General features: G+C 48.8%; 14 protein-coding genes and 1 pseudogene. 9 read left to right on the forward strand and 6 right to left on the reverse strand.

Annotated features, from left to right (window positions below; translation table 11 throughout):
• Positions 1 to 16: 16 nt before the first annotated feature.
• Genes ureC through ureA form a run of 3 tightly spaced genes read right to left on the reverse strand, consistent with a single transcriptional unit; the run spans position 17 to position 2,415 of the window.
• The gene (gene ureC / locus AC5W14_RS09315) at positions 17 to 1,732 is read right to left on the reverse strand and encodes an urease subunit alpha (protein WP_496194203.1); all 1,716 of its coding nucleotides are present in this window, start codon (positions 1,730 to 1,732) and stop codon (positions 17 to 19) included.
• Positions 1,732 to 2,094, reverse strand: coding sequence for an urease subunit beta (ureB, locus tag AC5W14_RS09320; protein ID WP_496060300.1), 363 nt, complete (start codon positions 2,092 to 2,094; stop codon positions 1,732 to 1,734). The genes ureC and ureB overlap by 1 nt, the downstream gene beginning before the upstream one ends.
• An 18-nt stretch (positions 2,095 to 2,112) precedes the next feature.
• A complete protein-coding gene (gene ureA / locus AC5W14_RS09325; RefSeq protein ID WP_496060299.1) occupies positions 2,113 to 2,415 on the reverse strand; it encodes an urease subunit gamma in 303 nt (100 codons plus the stop codon).
• A 259-nt stretch (positions 2,416 to 2,674) separates the two neighbouring features.
• Between ureA and urtA the strand changes: the two genes are divergently transcribed.
• The 5 genes from urtA to urtE are packed head-to-tail and all read left to right on the forward strand — an operon-like array spanning position 2,675 to position 7,426.
• Positions 2,675 to 3,976: an urea ABC transporter substrate-binding protein gene (gene urtA, locus AC5W14_RS09330; RefSeq protein WP_496060298.1), complete on the forward strand. Its 1,302-nt coding sequence runs from the start codon at positions 2,675 to 2,677 to the stop codon at positions 3,974 to 3,976.
• 14 nt (positions 3,977 to 3,990) lie between these two features.
• On the forward strand, positions 3,991 to 4,893 hold the full coding sequence (gene urtB, locus AC5W14_RS09335) for an urea ABC transporter permease subunit UrtB (RefSeq protein WP_496060297.1): 903 nt from the start codon (positions 3,991 to 3,993) through the stop codon (positions 4,891 to 4,893).
• A 20-nt stretch (positions 4,894 to 4,913) separates the two neighbouring features.
• Entirely contained in the window at positions 4,914 to 6,002 is a 1,089-nt protein-coding gene (gene urtC / locus AC5W14_RS09340; protein WP_496060296.1) for an urea ABC transporter permease subunit UrtC, read from the forward strand.
• Positions 5,953 to 6,744 (forward strand): urea ABC transporter ATP-binding protein UrtD, encoded by a 792-nt coding sequence (gene urtD / locus AC5W14_RS09345; protein WP_496194204.1) that lies wholly within the window; start codon positions 5,953 to 5,955, stop codon positions 6,742 to 6,744. Before urtC ends, urtD begins: the two co-directional genes overlap by 50 nt.
• Positions 6,737 to 7,426 carry an urea ABC transporter ATP-binding subunit UrtE gene (gene urtE, locus AC5W14_RS09350; protein WP_496060294.1) on the forward strand — a complete coding sequence of 230 codons (690 nt, stop codon included), beginning with the start codon at positions 6,737 to 6,739 and terminating at the stop codon, positions 7,424 to 7,426. The genes urtD and urtE overlap by 8 nt, the downstream gene beginning before the upstream one ends.
• 73 nt (positions 7,427 to 7,499) lie before the next feature.
• On the opposite strand, the gene ggt is transcribed toward urtE, so the two are convergent.
• Both ggt and allB read right to left on the reverse strand, forming a co-directional pair.
• Positions 7,500 to 9,110 carry a gamma-glutamyltransferase gene (gene ggt / locus AC5W14_RS09355; RefSeq protein ID WP_496194322.1) on the reverse strand — a complete coding sequence of 537 codons (1,611 nt, stop codon included), beginning with the start codon at positions 9,108 to 9,110 and terminating at the stop codon, positions 7,500 to 7,502.
• A gap of 16 nt (positions 9,111 to 9,126) precedes the next feature.
• A complete protein-coding gene (gene allB / locus AC5W14_RS09360) occupies positions 9,127 to 10,473 on the reverse strand; it encodes an allantoinase AllB (protein ID WP_496194205.1) in 1,347 nt (448 codons plus the stop codon).
• Positions 10,474 to 10,645: 172 nt separating this feature from the next.
• On the opposite strand from allB, the gene AC5W14_RS09365 reads away from it, so the two are divergent.
• The 4 genes and pseudogenes from AC5W14_RS09365 to AC5W14_RS09380 all read left to right on the forward strand — a co-directional run.
• On the forward strand, positions 10,646 to 12,268 hold the full coding sequence (locus AC5W14_RS09365) for a PucR family transcriptional regulator (RefSeq protein ID WP_496194206.1): 1,623 nt from the start codon (positions 10,646 to 10,648) through the stop codon (positions 12,266 to 12,268).
• A 165-nt stretch (positions 12,269 to 12,433) separates the two neighbouring features.
• Complete coding sequence (gene uraD, locus AC5W14_RS09370) at positions 12,434 to 12,958, forward strand: 2-oxo-4-hydroxy-4-carboxy-5-ureidoimidazoline decarboxylase (RefSeq protein ID WP_496194207.1); 525 nt, start codon at positions 12,434 to 12,436, stop codon at positions 12,956 to 12,958.
• A gap of 34 nt (positions 12,959 to 12,992) precedes the next feature.
• Positions 12,993 to 13,349 (forward strand): hydroxyisourate hydrolase, encoded by a 357-nt coding sequence (gene uraH / locus AC5W14_RS09375; RefSeq protein ID WP_496194208.1) that lies wholly within the window; start codon positions 12,993 to 12,995, stop codon positions 13,347 to 13,349.
• 89 nt (positions 13,350 to 13,438) lie between these two features.
• A pseudogene (locus AC5W14_RS09380) lies at positions 13,439 to 13,700 on the forward strand (NCS2 family permease); the annotation flags it as partial.
• A gap of 54 nt (positions 13,701 to 13,754) precedes the next feature.
• On the opposite strand, the gene AC5W14_RS09385 reads toward AC5W14_RS09380, so the two are convergent.
• Positions 13,755 to 14,681, reverse strand: coding sequence for a metal ABC transporter solute-binding protein, Zn/Mn family (locus AC5W14_RS09385; RefSeq protein ID WP_496060289.1), 927 nt, complete (start codon positions 14,679 to 14,681; stop codon positions 13,755 to 13,757).
• Positions 14,682 to 14,714 lie beyond the last annotated feature (33 nt).

Raw genomic sequence — 14,714 nt, forward strand, 5'->3', positions numbered from 1 at the left:
CAGGTCTCTCCTCTTTTTAAAATAAAAAATACCGCTGGGCCATCGCTACTTCTTTCAAGGGCTCGCACGTCAGCAAGACGCCGTCGGCCTTTACTTCATAGGTTTCCGGATCGATTTCAATGTTCGGCATTTTATCGTTGGCTTTCATATCCTGTTTGCCGATCGTGCGGCAGTTTTTTACATAGGAGATATTCTTCTGGAGGCTGAGTTTTTCTCCTATTCCATCATCATAGGCCGCCTTTGATACAAATGTCAGACAGGAAGAATACAGGGCACGGCCAAAGCTTGCAAACATAGGGCGTTGAAAGACGGGCTGCGGCGTAGGAATAGACGCATTCGGATCTCCCATCTGAGCGTGGGCGATATGTCCGCCTTTAATGATGATTTCCGGTTTGACTCCGAAAAAAGCCGGGTCCCATAACACAAGATCCGCCCACTTGCCCGGTTCCACCGATCCTATTTCATGGCTGATACCATGGGCTACGGCCGGGTTAATCGTGTATTTGGCTACATAGCGCTTTGCACGCTCATTGTCATTTCCCTGCGCTTTGTCTTCTGCTATAAAGCCAAACTGCTTTTTCATTTTATCTGCCGTCTGCCATGTCCGGATAACTACTTCCCCAACCCGCCCCATTGCCTGGGAATCGGAGGATATAATGCTCATGGCTCCCATATCATGCAGAATATCTTCTGCAGCAATCGTTTCCGGCCGGATCCGGGAGTCAGCAAAAGCTACATCCTCCGGGGAGTTATGATCCAGATGATGACACACCATCAGCATATCCAAATGTTCATCTATTGTATTGTGGGTGAACGGCCGCGTCGGGTTGGTTGAAGAAGGAAGCACGTTCGGGTATCCTGCAATTTTCATAATATCCGGAGCGTGGCCTCCGCCCGCACCTTCCGTGTGATACGTATGAATCACGCGTCCTGCAATTGCATGGATCGTATCTTCTACAAATCCCGCTTCATTCAGCGTATCTGTATGTATTGCTACCTGCACATCCATATCATCCGCTACGCGAAGCGCAGCATCAATCGCAGCCGGCGTTGTTCCCCAGTCTTCATGAAGCTTCAGGCCGATCGCCCCGGCTCTTACCTGTTCTTCAAGCGGCTCCAGGGAAGCTCCATTTCCTTTGCCCAGAAAGCCCAGATTAACTGGAAACCCTTCAGCTGCTTCCAGCATCCGGTGAATGTTCCACTCACCCGGCGTGCAGGTCGTCGCTTTCGTACCTGTCGCAGGACCGGTGCCTCCGCCAAGCATCGTTGTAATACCCGAAGAGATAGCTACATCAATCTGCTGGGGGCTGACAAAGTGAATATGGGCATCAATTCCTCCCGCTGTAACGATCATTCCTTCAGCGGCAATCACTTCTGTAGAAGCCCCTGCTGTCAGCTCCGGATGGACGCCGTCCATTATATCCGGATTCCCGCTTTTTCCGATGGCTTTAATACGACCGTCTTTTACGCCGATATCAGCTTTGTAAATACCGGTATAATCGACAATCAGCGCGTTTGTAATTAATAAATCCACGACTCCCTGGTTCCGAACAGCCCGAGAGCTCTGCCCCATTCCTTCCCGAAGAACTTTGCCCCCTCCGAATTTTGCTTCTTCTCCATAAATCGTATGATCCTTTTCCACTTCTATCCAAAGATCGGTATCTGCGAGCCTGACCTGGTCCCCTGTTGTCGGGCCGTACAGTCCGGCATAGCTTTTTCTTGAAATATCCATTACCGCTCTCCTCCAAACCCTTTTTTCTCTGCAGCTGCCGCCAGCTGTCCCGGCTGATTCACGGCGCCGTTTGTCAGTCCGTTAAGCCCGTAAACCTCTTTTCGTCCGCCGATTTCCACAAGTTCCACTTCATGTTCTTCGCCCGGTTCGAACCGGACAGCTGAGCCGGAGGAAATGTTAAGCCGCATACCAACAGCCAGTTCTCTATCAAAAAACAGGTTGCGATTCACTTCAAAAAAATGAAAATGCGACCCAACCTGTATAGGACGGTCGCCTTGATTGGCTACGCGGATCGCTGCTGTGCGCCGGTTTTCATTAATCGTGACCGGCTCTGTTTTCAATTTATATTCTCCAGGAATCATAACAACGTCCTCCTTTTCTTATTGGATAGGCTGATGAACGGTCACAAGCTTTACTCCATCTGGAAATGTTGCTTCAATTTGTACATTGTCGATCATTTCGGGAATACCCTCCATCACTTCTTCAGCAGTAAGCACATGCTTGCCTTCCTGCATAAGCTGGGCTACCGTCTTTCCTTCTCTTGCGCCCTCCATTAAAAAAGAGCTTAAAATAGCCATGGCTTCCGGATAATTAAGCTTCAGCCCTTTTTCCCTGCGCTGCTTGGCGAGTTCAGATGCCATAAAAATAAGCAGCTTCTCTTGTTCAGTTGGCGTCAATTTCATTTTGTCACGTCCTTGGACTATTTTCAGAATCATAAGACTTTCTTATACGTCGATATTATACCTATCATCACATGTGAACTTCAAGCTGTATGTAAGATTATTTAACATCCTTTATATAGGAGAAACTGTTCATGAATTTTTCTTCTTTTGTGCAACCTGCCTAAATAAATTCTGTGTGATGTAATCTGACAATGACCTCCAAACCCCCTCGTATATATGCTACTTTTACAAACATACATGTTAAGGGGGTTTACATAGAATGTTATATTTTCCCAAAAAGACAGCACTTGCTCTCAGCATGGCCGCTTTATTAACAGCCGCCGGATGCTCCGGCGAAGATGAAGCTGCTGTAGAAGATAGTACCGCAAGCGGGGAAGCCGGCACCTCTACTGAGGCGGATCCCGAGGAAGAAGCAGTGGAAGTTGACGAGGATCAGATTCCGGTAGGCATTCTTCATTCCTTAAGTGGAACAATGGCGATGAGTGAATCGTCGGTCCGCGACTCCGAATTGCTCGCTATTGAAGAAATTAACGAAGCCGGCGGCGTCCTCGGTAAAGAACTCGTCCCGGTTGTGGAAGACGGTGCGTCCGACTGGCCGACATTTGCAGAACGTGCGTCCAAACTGCTTCAGCAGGATGACGTTCCCGTTATATTCGGCGGCTGGACATCGGCCAGCAGAAAGGCGATGCTGCCGGTCGTCGAAAATAACAACGGACTGTTATTTTATCCGGTCCAGTATGAAGGAATGGAATCTTCCCCGAACATATTTTATGCGGGCGCCGCTCCCAATCAGCAGATCACTCCTGCGATTGACTGGCTGATGGAAAATAAAGGCGATGATATCTTTCTGCTTGGCTCGGACTATGTATTTCCACGTATTGCCAACCAGGCCGTCATATCCCAGGTGGATGATGCCGGCGGGACGATCGTAAGTGAGCAGTACACGCCGCTCGGCCATACAGACTACAATACGATTATTTCCCGCATTAAAGAAGAAGAGCCTGATGTTATTTTCAACACATTAAACGGGGACAGCAACGTTGCTTTTTTTAAACAGCTGTATGATGCCGGTATTACATCGGAGGATATTCCGGTATTGAGCGTCTCGGTAGCGGAAGAGGAAATTCAGGGGATCGGCGCCGACGTGCTTGAAGGGCACTACGCCAGCTGGAACTATTACCAGAGCACCGACACCCCGGAAAATGAAGCATTTGTAGAGTCTTTCAAAGACACCTACGGAGACTCCCGGGTAACGGGGGATCCGATAGAAGCGGGATATTTCATGGTTCATCTCTGGGCGAAAGCCGTAGAGGAAGCCGGGACAACAGATGTGGACGCGGTCCGGGAAGCAGCCGATGGTATCACTTTTGATGCTCCCGGCGGTCCAGTTGAAATTAATGGTGACAATCAGCACGTAAGCAAAACGGTACGGATTGGCGAAGTACAGACGGACGGCCAGTTTGAAGAAGTCTGGAATTCCGGCGATCCGGTAGTGCCGGATCCTTATCTGGAAGAATATGATTGGGCAGCCGGTTTAAGCGACGTGCTCACCGACGAATAAAAGGAGGACTCACTGTGGAAGGTATTATTTCTCAGCTGTTCAACGGCATCAGTCTCGGGTCTATCCTGCTGCTGATCGCCCTTGGTCTAGCTATTACATTTGGTTTAATGAACGTTATTAACATGGCACACGGTGAACTGATTATGATTGGCGCCTACGCCACGTTTGTGGTGCAGAGCCTGTTTATCGATTACCTGCCTGAATCTATGTTTAACTGGTATTTTGTTTTAGCGATTCCGGCTGCGTTTTTGACGGCGGCTCTTATCGGCTGGCTCCTCGAATGGACGGTCATCCGTCATTTATACGGCAGGCCTCTTGACAGCCTGCTTGCCACATTTGGCGCCGGCCTTATTCTGCAGCAGGCCGCCCGCTCTATTTTCGGCGCTCCCAATGTTGGCGTGCAGAGCCCGGCCCTGCTATCCGGGGCTGTGGAAATCTTTTCAATCAGTTTTCCTAAATCACGGATTTTCATTATCCTGCTTGTGAGCGCCTGCGTTCTGTTTATGTTTTATTACTTTTACAAAACATCCAACGGCAGAAGAATCCGTGCTGTTATGCAGAACCGCGATATGGCTTCAAGCGTCGGTATTTCTACACGCCAGGTCGACTCTACTACGTTTGCTCTTGGGGCAGGATTTGCCGGCATCGCCGGGATGGCCCTTACCTTAATCGGCCCGATCGGCCCGACATTGGGTACAGCTTACATCATTGATGCATTTATGGTCGTCGTAGTCGGAGGCGTCGGAATGCTTCTCGGCACCGTCATCGCCGCTCTCGGTATCGGGGTATTTAATACCGGCTTTGAATACTTTACGAATGCGTCGATGGGACGCGTACTGTTATTTGTGATTATTATCCTATTTCTGCAGTGGCGCCCGAATGGTTTATTCAACCTTAGGACCCGCAAGCTTGATTAATACAAGAACGGAGGGAAGACATGGGATTATCGAAATGGATTGGGACTAAGCAGGGCATCTTTGCCGTACTGCTTCTCCTATTGGCAGTACTGCCTTTTATACTTAATGATTTTCATACAAATCTGCTGGGCCGCTACCTGGCTTTTGCGATACTCGTTATCGGCCTGGACCTTGTCTGGGGCTATACCGGTATATTAAGCCTTGGCCACGGCATCTTCTTTGGACTTGGCGCCTACATTATGGCGGTTTACGTCACGATTGAGTCAGCCGGCGGTGCGCTCCCTGACTTTATGATGTGGAGCGGGATGACCGAGCTGCCTTTCCTTTGGGAACTGCTCTCCAATCCTGTGGCCGCTATTCTTCTCGGGGTACTCGTACCAATGGCTATTGCCTCGCTGCTTGGATTCTTTACGTTCCGCAACCGGATAAAAGGCGTATACTTCACTATCCTGACGCAGGCTCTTGTACTCGTGACCGTCACGCTTATTGTCAGCCAGCAGCGCTACACCGGTGGATCGGACGGACTGAGCAGCTTACACACAATTTTTGGATTTTCTTTGTCCAATCCACAGACTCAGCTGTTTCTATACTTTCTTACCCTCGTTGTGCTGGCAGCCGTCTTTTACTTCTGCTTCAAGCTCGTAAACAGCCGGTTTGGGAAAGTGCTGATCGCGATACGGGACGGGGAAAACCGCCTCCGCTTTTCCGGTTACAACACAGCGTATTACAAAATGGTTGTGTTCACTCTATCCGCTGGAATTGCCGGACTTGCCGGCATGCTGTTCGTGCTGCAGATCCGCATCATTACGCCGACGATGATTGATATTATTCCATCGATTGAGATGGCCCTATGGGTTGCCATCGGCGGACGCGGTACGCTGCTCGGCCCTGTATTCGGCGCTATTCTAGCAAATGTCGGAACTACATTTTTCAGTGAAACGTATCCGGAGCTGTGGACATACTTTATCGGCCTTGTCTTCATTGTCGTTATCGTATTCCTGCCCGGAGGCCTGATGTCGATTGGAAATAAACTAAAAAGAAAACGGAGGTTATCTGATCATGAAAAAGCAGAACAGCAGGCAGGAGCAACCACTGACAAGCATTCTTAAATGCCAGGATGTCCTCGTAAAATTTGGTGATTTCACCGCATTAAACCGCTTTTCATTCGGTATGGCCGATAAAGAAATCCACTTTCTTATCGGACCAAATGGTGCTGGAAAAACTACGTTTCTTGATGTCCTCTGCGGACTGACAAAAATGAGCGATGGCAGCATTACTTTTCAGAAAAACTATGCACTCGAAGATAAAAAAGAATACGAAATTGCCAGAAAAGGAATCGGGCGGAAGTTTCAGGCCCCTTCCATCTTCCCTCACCTTACCGTGCAGGAAAACCTCGAAGTCGCCATGAAACAGGAGAAAGGCGTATTCTCGATGCTTCGCGCCAAAATGAAAAAAATGGAAAAAGAAAAGATAGACCGTCAGCTCGAAATTATCGGCCTGGCCGGCAAACGCGATATCCTCGCGGGCGGTTTATCTCACGGCCAGAAACAGTGGCTCGAAATAGGGATGGTGATGATGCAGGAGCCGGAACTGCTTCTGCTCGATGAGCCGATCGCCGGCATGACCGAAGAAGAGGAAGAAAAAACAGGCAGCCTTCTCCGGGAACTAAAGCAGGACTGCTCTCTTATTGTCGTAGAACATGATATGGATTTTGTCCGTGAGTATGCCGAAAAGGTAACCGTCATGCATGAAGGCACCCTCCTCAGTGAGGGCACGATGGAGCAGATCCAGCAAAACGATAAAGTACGGGAAGTTTACCTCGGCAGCAAAGGAGCCGATGCTCATGCTTAGTGTGGAAAGCATCGATGCCGCCTACGACGAGAGCACCGTTCTGCGCGGCGTCTCTATTCAAGCAGATAAAAACCAGGTGATCTGTATTCTCGGCCGCAACGGTGTTGGCAAATCAACGCTTATTAAATCGATTATGGGTGTGCTTAAAGTCCAGGAAGGCCGGTTAACATTTAACGATAAAGACATTACAAAAACCGTGCCCGCCAAGCGTGCCCGGGCCGGCATGAGCTATGTGCCGCAGGGCCGTGAGATCTTTTCAAGCCTGACCGTAGAAGAAAACCTGCTGCTCGGACTCGAAGCAAACCCAAACAAAAAAACGACTATATTTGAAACCATTTACAGCTACTTCCCTGTACTCAAAGAAATGAAAAACCGTAAAGGCGGTGATTTAAGCGGCGGTCAGCAGCAGCAGCTCGCTATCGGCCGTGCGCTTGCAGCTGAACCTTCCCTTCTTCTGCTTGATGAACCGGCGGAGGGCATTCAGCCCAACATTGTAGAAGACATTCAGCAGGTGATTATCGACTTAAAGCAGAACACGGAAACGGCGATGATTCTTGTCGAGCAGAATATTGAATTTGCCCGTGCTGTCGGTGACTACTTCTATGTAATGGACCGGGGCCGCATTATGTTTGAAGGACCTGAGCTCATCCAGGAAGAACTTGAAGAGTATCTCAGTATTTGAAAAAGCGCAAAAGAGATTCCCGAAAACTATCGGGAATCTCTTTTGCGCTGCGGATAATAATAAAAAACTATTTTCAATATACCGATATATGGCCGTCCGCACGGGATTCCGTACCCCCGATGTACACTCCGCTTTCCGAATCCTTCCAGATAACCTGCCCGCGTCCAAAGCCGGTTTCATCCGCTGCTTTTCGAATATGATGCCCTTTTCGTTCCAGCGCCTGGGCAATATGGTCGGGAAACAACGGTTCAATTTCAATCGTTTTCTTTTCCGACCATCTCCACCTCGGTGCATCCAACGCTGTCTGTGGGTTAAGGCCGAAATCAATGGTGCTCGTCAAGACCTGCAGATGCCCCTGGGGCTGCATAAATCCTCCCATGACGCCAAAGGCTCCTGCTGCCCGGCCGTCCTTAGTCAAAAAGCCGGGAATAATCGTATGATAGGTTCGTTTAGCGGGCCCTGCTGCATTTACTGCGTGTTCATCCATACTGAAATTACGCCCTCTATTCTGCAGGTTAATCCCCGTTCCCGGAACGACAAGCCCGGAGCCAAAATCCATATAGTTGCTTTGAATATAGGACACCATATTTCCTTCTTTATCGGCAGCCGCTAAATACACAGTTCCTCCCTTTTGCGGTTTCCCCGGTTTCGGCAGCATCGCTTCTTCACCGATAGCTTCTCTGCGTTCTGCTGCGTACTCTTTAGACAGCAGCTCCTCCACCGTTACGTTCATGTCTTTCGGATCTGTAATATAGTGCAGGCCGTCTGTATAGCCGAGTTTCATCGCTTCCATCAGTACGTGATAGGTATCCGGCGATTCTTTTTCCTTCAGCTCCATCTCTTCGAGAATATTCAGCGCCAGAAGAGTGTTTAAGCCATGTCCATTCGGAGGAATTTCCCAAACATCATAGCCTTTGTAGGAAACAGAAATAGGATCCACCCAGTCTGCCTGAAAAGCACTCAGATCTTCTTCTGCGATTAATCCTCCGTACTGTTTTGAAAACGCATCTATCTTCCCGGCCAGCTCCCCTTTATAAAAAGACGCAGCTTTCGTTGCGGCAATATCACGAAGCGTGCGGCCATGATCAGGAAAAGTCCATATGTCTCCTGCCTGCGGGGCGCGCCCGTTTTTCGTGAAAATGCGGAACCATTCCTCAAATTCGGCCCCTTTTAATGTGTCGCTGAATAACTGCACCCCGCGCTTCCAATACTTTGCGACTGCCGCACTGACGGGAAATCCTTCTTCTGCCAGCTTTACTGCCGGAGCCAGCACCTCTTTAAGCGGCAGTACACCAAACGCTTCAGAAAGCTCCGCCCAGGCGCCGGGCGCCCCCGGAACTGTCACTGGAATAAACCCATGGTCCGGCACGTCTGTCAGCCCTTTTTCTTTCAGCTTTTCGAATGTAAAAGCTTTAGGAGACCGCCCGCTCGCATTTAACCCGTACAGTTTTTCCTTCATCCAGACAAGAGCAAAAGCATCCCCGCCTATCCCGTTGGATGTTGGCTCTACTACCGTAAGAGCAGCAGCAGCGGCAATCGCTGCGTCTACGGCATTCCCTCCCTTTTCAAGCATCTGCCGGCCGCAGTCAGCAGCCTGCGGCTGGGATGCGGCTACCATGCCGTTTTTTGCGTATACCGGAAGTCTTGCCGTTCGGTAAGGCTGGTACAGTTCATCAAATGTCATCATGCAAATCCTCCTTTTATGATTCAGGCTGAATCCATTTTCCAATGCCTGTGACCGGCTGGGCCGGTGCCGGAAAAATGGTGTTTCCTCCAAGAATAGTCTGTTCAATCGATGCAGAAAAAGTCATGCCTTCATAGGCACTGTGTTTGTTTTTCATATACATGTTTTCCTTCGTAACGGTGTAGCCTTTATTCATGTTGACGAGCACGAGATCCGCTTCTTTTCCTTCTTTAATTTCTCCTTTCCGGCCAGCAAGGCCGAAGCGTTCCGCAGGAGCAGCTGCCAGCCACTGCGCGACCTGCGGGAGTTCTATATTGTGGACCGCCGCCAGTTCCAGGACGGCCAGAAACGTATACTGCCCCCCGCTGATCCCGCCCCAGGCCGCAAACATGTCGTCTGTAGCCTTCATGTCAGCAGGACACGGAGAATGATCAGAGGAGATCATATCAATTTTTCCCTCAAGCAGCACCTGAATCAATTTCTGCTGCTGGATTTTGGAACGAAGCGGCGGGGCGCATTTAGCTTCCGCTCCTTTTTCAGCGAGCGTTTCTTCTGTAAACAATAAATAATGCGGACATGTCTCCAGAGTCACATCCACTCCTTCCTGCCTCGCCTTCTGTATGTTTTCTACCGCTTCCGCTGTGCTGATATGCACAAAATGAAGCGGACAGTTTGTTACTTTGGCGTAGGAAACAGCCCGGTTCACCGCTTCAATTTCCGCTTCTTCCGGCCGGCTTTTAGAAAAAGAAGCCGCGTCTGTTTGATCTTTGTACCGCTTCTCCAGCCCGTTTACAATCGCTGCACTTTCGGAATGCAGAGCCAGCAGCCTGCCTGTCGGAGCAATCCTCTGCATGCCTTCAAATAGTACAGCGTTATCGGAGCGCTCAAATTCTTTATTTCCTGTAGGGGACATAAACGCTTTAAAACCGATGACACCGGCAGCTGCCAGCGCTTCCAGTTCGTCTTCATTGCCAGGAACAAGTCCTCCCCACAAGCCGAAATCCGCCGCAGATTTCAGTCTGCCTCTTGCCACCTTTTCCTGGAGCGCCTCTACGGAAATAGTGGAAGGTATTCCGTTCAACGGCATGTCGAAATATGTAGTCATTCCACCGGCAGCCATCATCGCCGCCCCTGTTTCAAAACCTTCCCAATGCTCGCGCCCGGGTTCGCTGAAGTGGGCATGCACATCAATACCTCCTGGAAAGACGTGAAGTCCCTGCGCATCGACTTCAGAAACGGCTTTGTTTTTAATAGCGGGATGTATTTTTTCAATGAGCCCGTTCTTTATTGCAATATCTGCGGTGACGACCGTATCGTGCATCACAATCTCTCCCTGGCGGATGATTACATCATAATTGTCCATCAACTATCTCTCCTCTTGTGTTTTTATGTAAGCTTTCTTCACAATGATTGTATATGGCTTTCATTTTACTGGTATTATGACAATTAATCATTAGCATTTCCGGCAATTTCTTTCCCTATTATTGGATATAGTAACTAAATCAGCATATATAGAATAGAAAGGACGATACAGCATGAAAATAAAACATCTATTCCAGACTCCGCTGCTTAAAGAAGCCTTCATTCTTGCCGGTCGGAACGGACAGGACCGCCCCATTACCAATGTCAGTATGATGGACGCCCCCGACATCGGGGACTACTTGAATGAGCATGACCTGCTCGTAACGACCGCCTATCATTTTAAAGATGATTCGTCGCTGCTTACCGATCTTATTCAACATATGAACGACAAAGGCTGCGCAGGCATCGGCATTAAGACAAAGCGCTTTCTTCATGAAGTGCCGCAGGAAGCTGTAGCACTTGCCGATGCGCTTGACTTTCCGATTATTGATCTGCCGGCCCACATCAGTCTGAGCACCATTGCAGCTCACCTTCTCAGCAGTATGCTCGACACACGGACGACCGAACTGCAAAAAGCCATATCCGCCCATCAAACATTTACCCGCCATATAATCAGCGGCAAAGACCTGCAGAGCCTCATCATAAGTGTGGCGGCTACTGTGAATCAGCCTGTGTTTATGCTCGACCATCATGCCAGACTCGTCTCAGCCTCCGAGTCGATGCCGGATGTTATTGAGTCCTTTACTGCCCTGTACAAAATGAATTATCTGTTTTTCCTGGAGAACACGACCCATACCACCTTTTCCCTGCTTGCTTCTCCCTATACACAGATTACACTGTTTCCTATTTATACTCATGAATCCACGTGCAGTTACCTTGCCGTTGCTGGAAAAACGGACAGCTTCAGCAGTGAACTTGTCCTCACCATGGAACAGGCGGCCAACGTTATTGCTTTTGAACGTCTAAAGGAAAATGCCCTGAAACAGCACCAGCAGAAAGCCAGAAATGAGTTTTTTATCAATTACTTGGAAAGTGCTTTTTCAACAAAGGAAGAAATCATTAACCGGGCTAAGGAATTTAACCTTCCGAATGAAGAAAAGTATATCTGTATCGTGGGAAAAGTTGACCGGCAGGAAAAATGGAGAAGCTTTACCCAGTCCCAGCTCGAAACGAGCGCGGTTTTTGATTTTATTCAAGGAGAACTTCCCGGATTTCCGTTTCCTCCCCACTTGTTTATAAAAGGCGAAATGCTTATTATTCTGCTTCAGGCCGATGAACATACCGGCGATGTAGTGCCTGCCATCACAAACGTTCTCAAGTCTCTTCAGCAGGAAACAAAAAACTATTTTCAGCGGACAATATCATTTGGCATCAGCAATATTACCCATCAGTTTCTTGATGTTGATACCGCTTTCCGCGAAGCAAGAGATGCTCTTCAGACCGGTCAGCTGTCCGGTGTCCTTGAATCCGTGCAGGCATACCAGACGAAAGATGTAGCAGAGCTGCTCCGTGTGATCCCTGTAGAAGACTTAAAAGAATTTTATATTCATACGATGCAGCAGCTCGGTCAGGCCGGTAACGATGACCCCACCCTGCTTTACACGCTGGCTGTGTATTTAGAGACCCACTGCCATATTTCCGAGACTGCCAAGCGCCTCTATGTTCACCGTAACACCGTTATCTACCGGCTGGAGAAATGCGAAGAATTAATTGGCAAAAGTCTGAAAGACCCGGAAATCACCCTGCGGCTCCGCCTTGCTCTTCGTATTAGAGCGTCTCTGTCCATGGTCGATTAAATAGAAAATTATCTACACTATTTTCGTTTTATTTAGAGAAACAGCTCATTATTTTTAAACTATTCAGTTATCTCACCCAATGACTTACCCGCCTTTATCCATTACGATAACACTACATCAAAAACGGCCGGGGCGGCAGACTGTACTGCATAAGGAGGCAGAGTCATGAGGTATACCCTTCAGGAACTAAACGACATGACAGAAAGCAGATTCACTGATGCGTTAAAAGATGTGTATGAACATTCGCCCTGGGTAGCTGAGAGAGCTTCTGCCCATCGCCCTTTTTTCAGCCGGAATGATCTTCACAGCGCTATGGTACAGCAGGTTAAAAAAGCTTCATTGGAAGCCCAGACGACTCTTATCTGTGTCCATCCGATACTCGGAGCATCCAAACCAATGAGCAGCGCTTCTGTCTTAGAACAGAAAGGCGCCGGTCTCCAGAGCTTAACCGATGAAGAACAGCATCGTCTTGATGAATTAAATACCCTCTACATGGCACGGTTTGAGTTCCCCTTTATTTATGCCGTCAAAAATAAAACCAAGCGGGATATTTATCATTCCCTGGCAGAGCGGGTTGATCTGACAAAAGAAGAAGAAAGGGACCGGGCACTGGAGGAAATTTTTAAAATTGCCAGCTTCCGCCTCGAAGGCCTTCTCACGGAGGAAAAAGAAAGCCGCCCATTTTCCTGAATCCATTTTGCTTGTAAAAAGGAGGCTCTTACCTATGGCACTCACCACTCATATTCTTGATATCGCCCACGGCCGTCCGGCAGCTTCCGTTCAGGTGCAGCTGTTTTCTATTGATACTGCAGGCACCCGTGTTCTGCTCCGGGAAGACCGGACCAACGAAGATGGCAGATTCGACACCCCGCTGCTCCCATCCAAGGAGCTCAAAACCGGTGAATACGAAATGCTGTTTTATATCGGGGATTATTTTGCTTCCATCGAACAAAGTCCGGCCGAAGAACCCCGCTTTTTACAGCACGTCAACATAAGATTCGGCATATCTGCGCCGGAGGAGCATTATCATATCCCGCTGCTTATTTCTCCCTGGGGCTACCAGACCTACCGGGGCAGCTGAGACGTTACCATCCAAGAAAGAGAGGAACATACGTGAAGAACTGCTTTTCATTTGATACACTACATACTACATACCGGAAAGAGAGCATTGCCGGCGGCCGTACCGGTTTTACGTCTGTTGTGACAGCAGGGGCCCTGTTCTTTTTCCCTCTTTTAGCCGTAGTGACAGAAGGAGTAACCGCCGCTTCATTGAGTGGAGGGAGGAATCGCTGTGCCCGCTTTTCTAACCATTGTTGCGATGCCCCTTACCTACAGCATTGCGACAGGCATTACCTTTGGCTTTATCTTTTATCCCATGCACTGTCAATTGATGATGGCAGCCGGTAAAGCTGTTTATATTCAGGCTTTGTAACAACAAAAAAAAGCGCCGTAAAGGCGCGTTTGCTGAAAAGCATTCCCCGTTTGTTTACTGAAGAGAACCGGCGATCGTATCTATATTATGTCGGAACATGCCTTCATAGGTTCCCTCTTCCGTTCCTTCTTCTCCCATTGCATCTGAATAAAGTTCTCCGCCTATTTCCACTTCATGACCCTGCTGGGCCGCCCCTTCAATAATGGCATTAATCGAGCGGTCGGATACACTGGATTCTACAAAAACAGCATTTATTTCCCGGTCGACAAGCAGGTTCACAATATTGTCCACATCACGCACGCTGTACTCCGAATCCGTGCTCAGCCCCTGCAGTCCTTCTACTTCCATGTTGTAAGCATTGCCAAAATAGCCGAAGGCATCGTGGGCGGTAACGAGCACCCTGCTTTCTTCCGGTATCGTATTCAGCTCTTCTTCCGCATACGTATCAAGCTCCGTCAGCATAGCTTTGTATGCTTCGCCCTGCTCTTCATACAAATCGCTGTTTTCTTCATTCAGCGAAGACAGCTCTTCTGTTACAGCATCCGCCGTATATCCCCACATCTCCGGGTCAAACCAGACGTGCGGATCCGTTGAATCACTGTCTGCTTCGGTCTGCAGCATGTCCTCCGGAATATTTTCTGCTACAGGAACAGCACTTGTTTCGTCTCCTACATTATCAAATACTTCCTGCATATTTCCTTCCAGGTTCAATCCATTATAGAAAATAATATCAGCATTTGCCAATTTCCCTATGTCTTCCTGAGTCGGCTGGTACAGGTGGGGATCCACGCCGGGTCCCATTAACGTTTCCACTTCTACGTATTCTCCGCCGATATCATTAACCATATCGCCTACCTGGGAAGTAGTCGCAAGCACCTGCAGCGGCTCGTCTTCACTTACCGCTTCGTTATCGCCGGTTCCGCAGGCAGATAGTATTCCCACTAATGCTGCCATTCCAATTACGACTCCTGTTTTTTTCATCTTGCTTCCCCCTTGAATTTGCCTATGGGCAAA

It is taken from the genome of Sinobaca sp. TMA16-18, assembly GCF_059510535.1.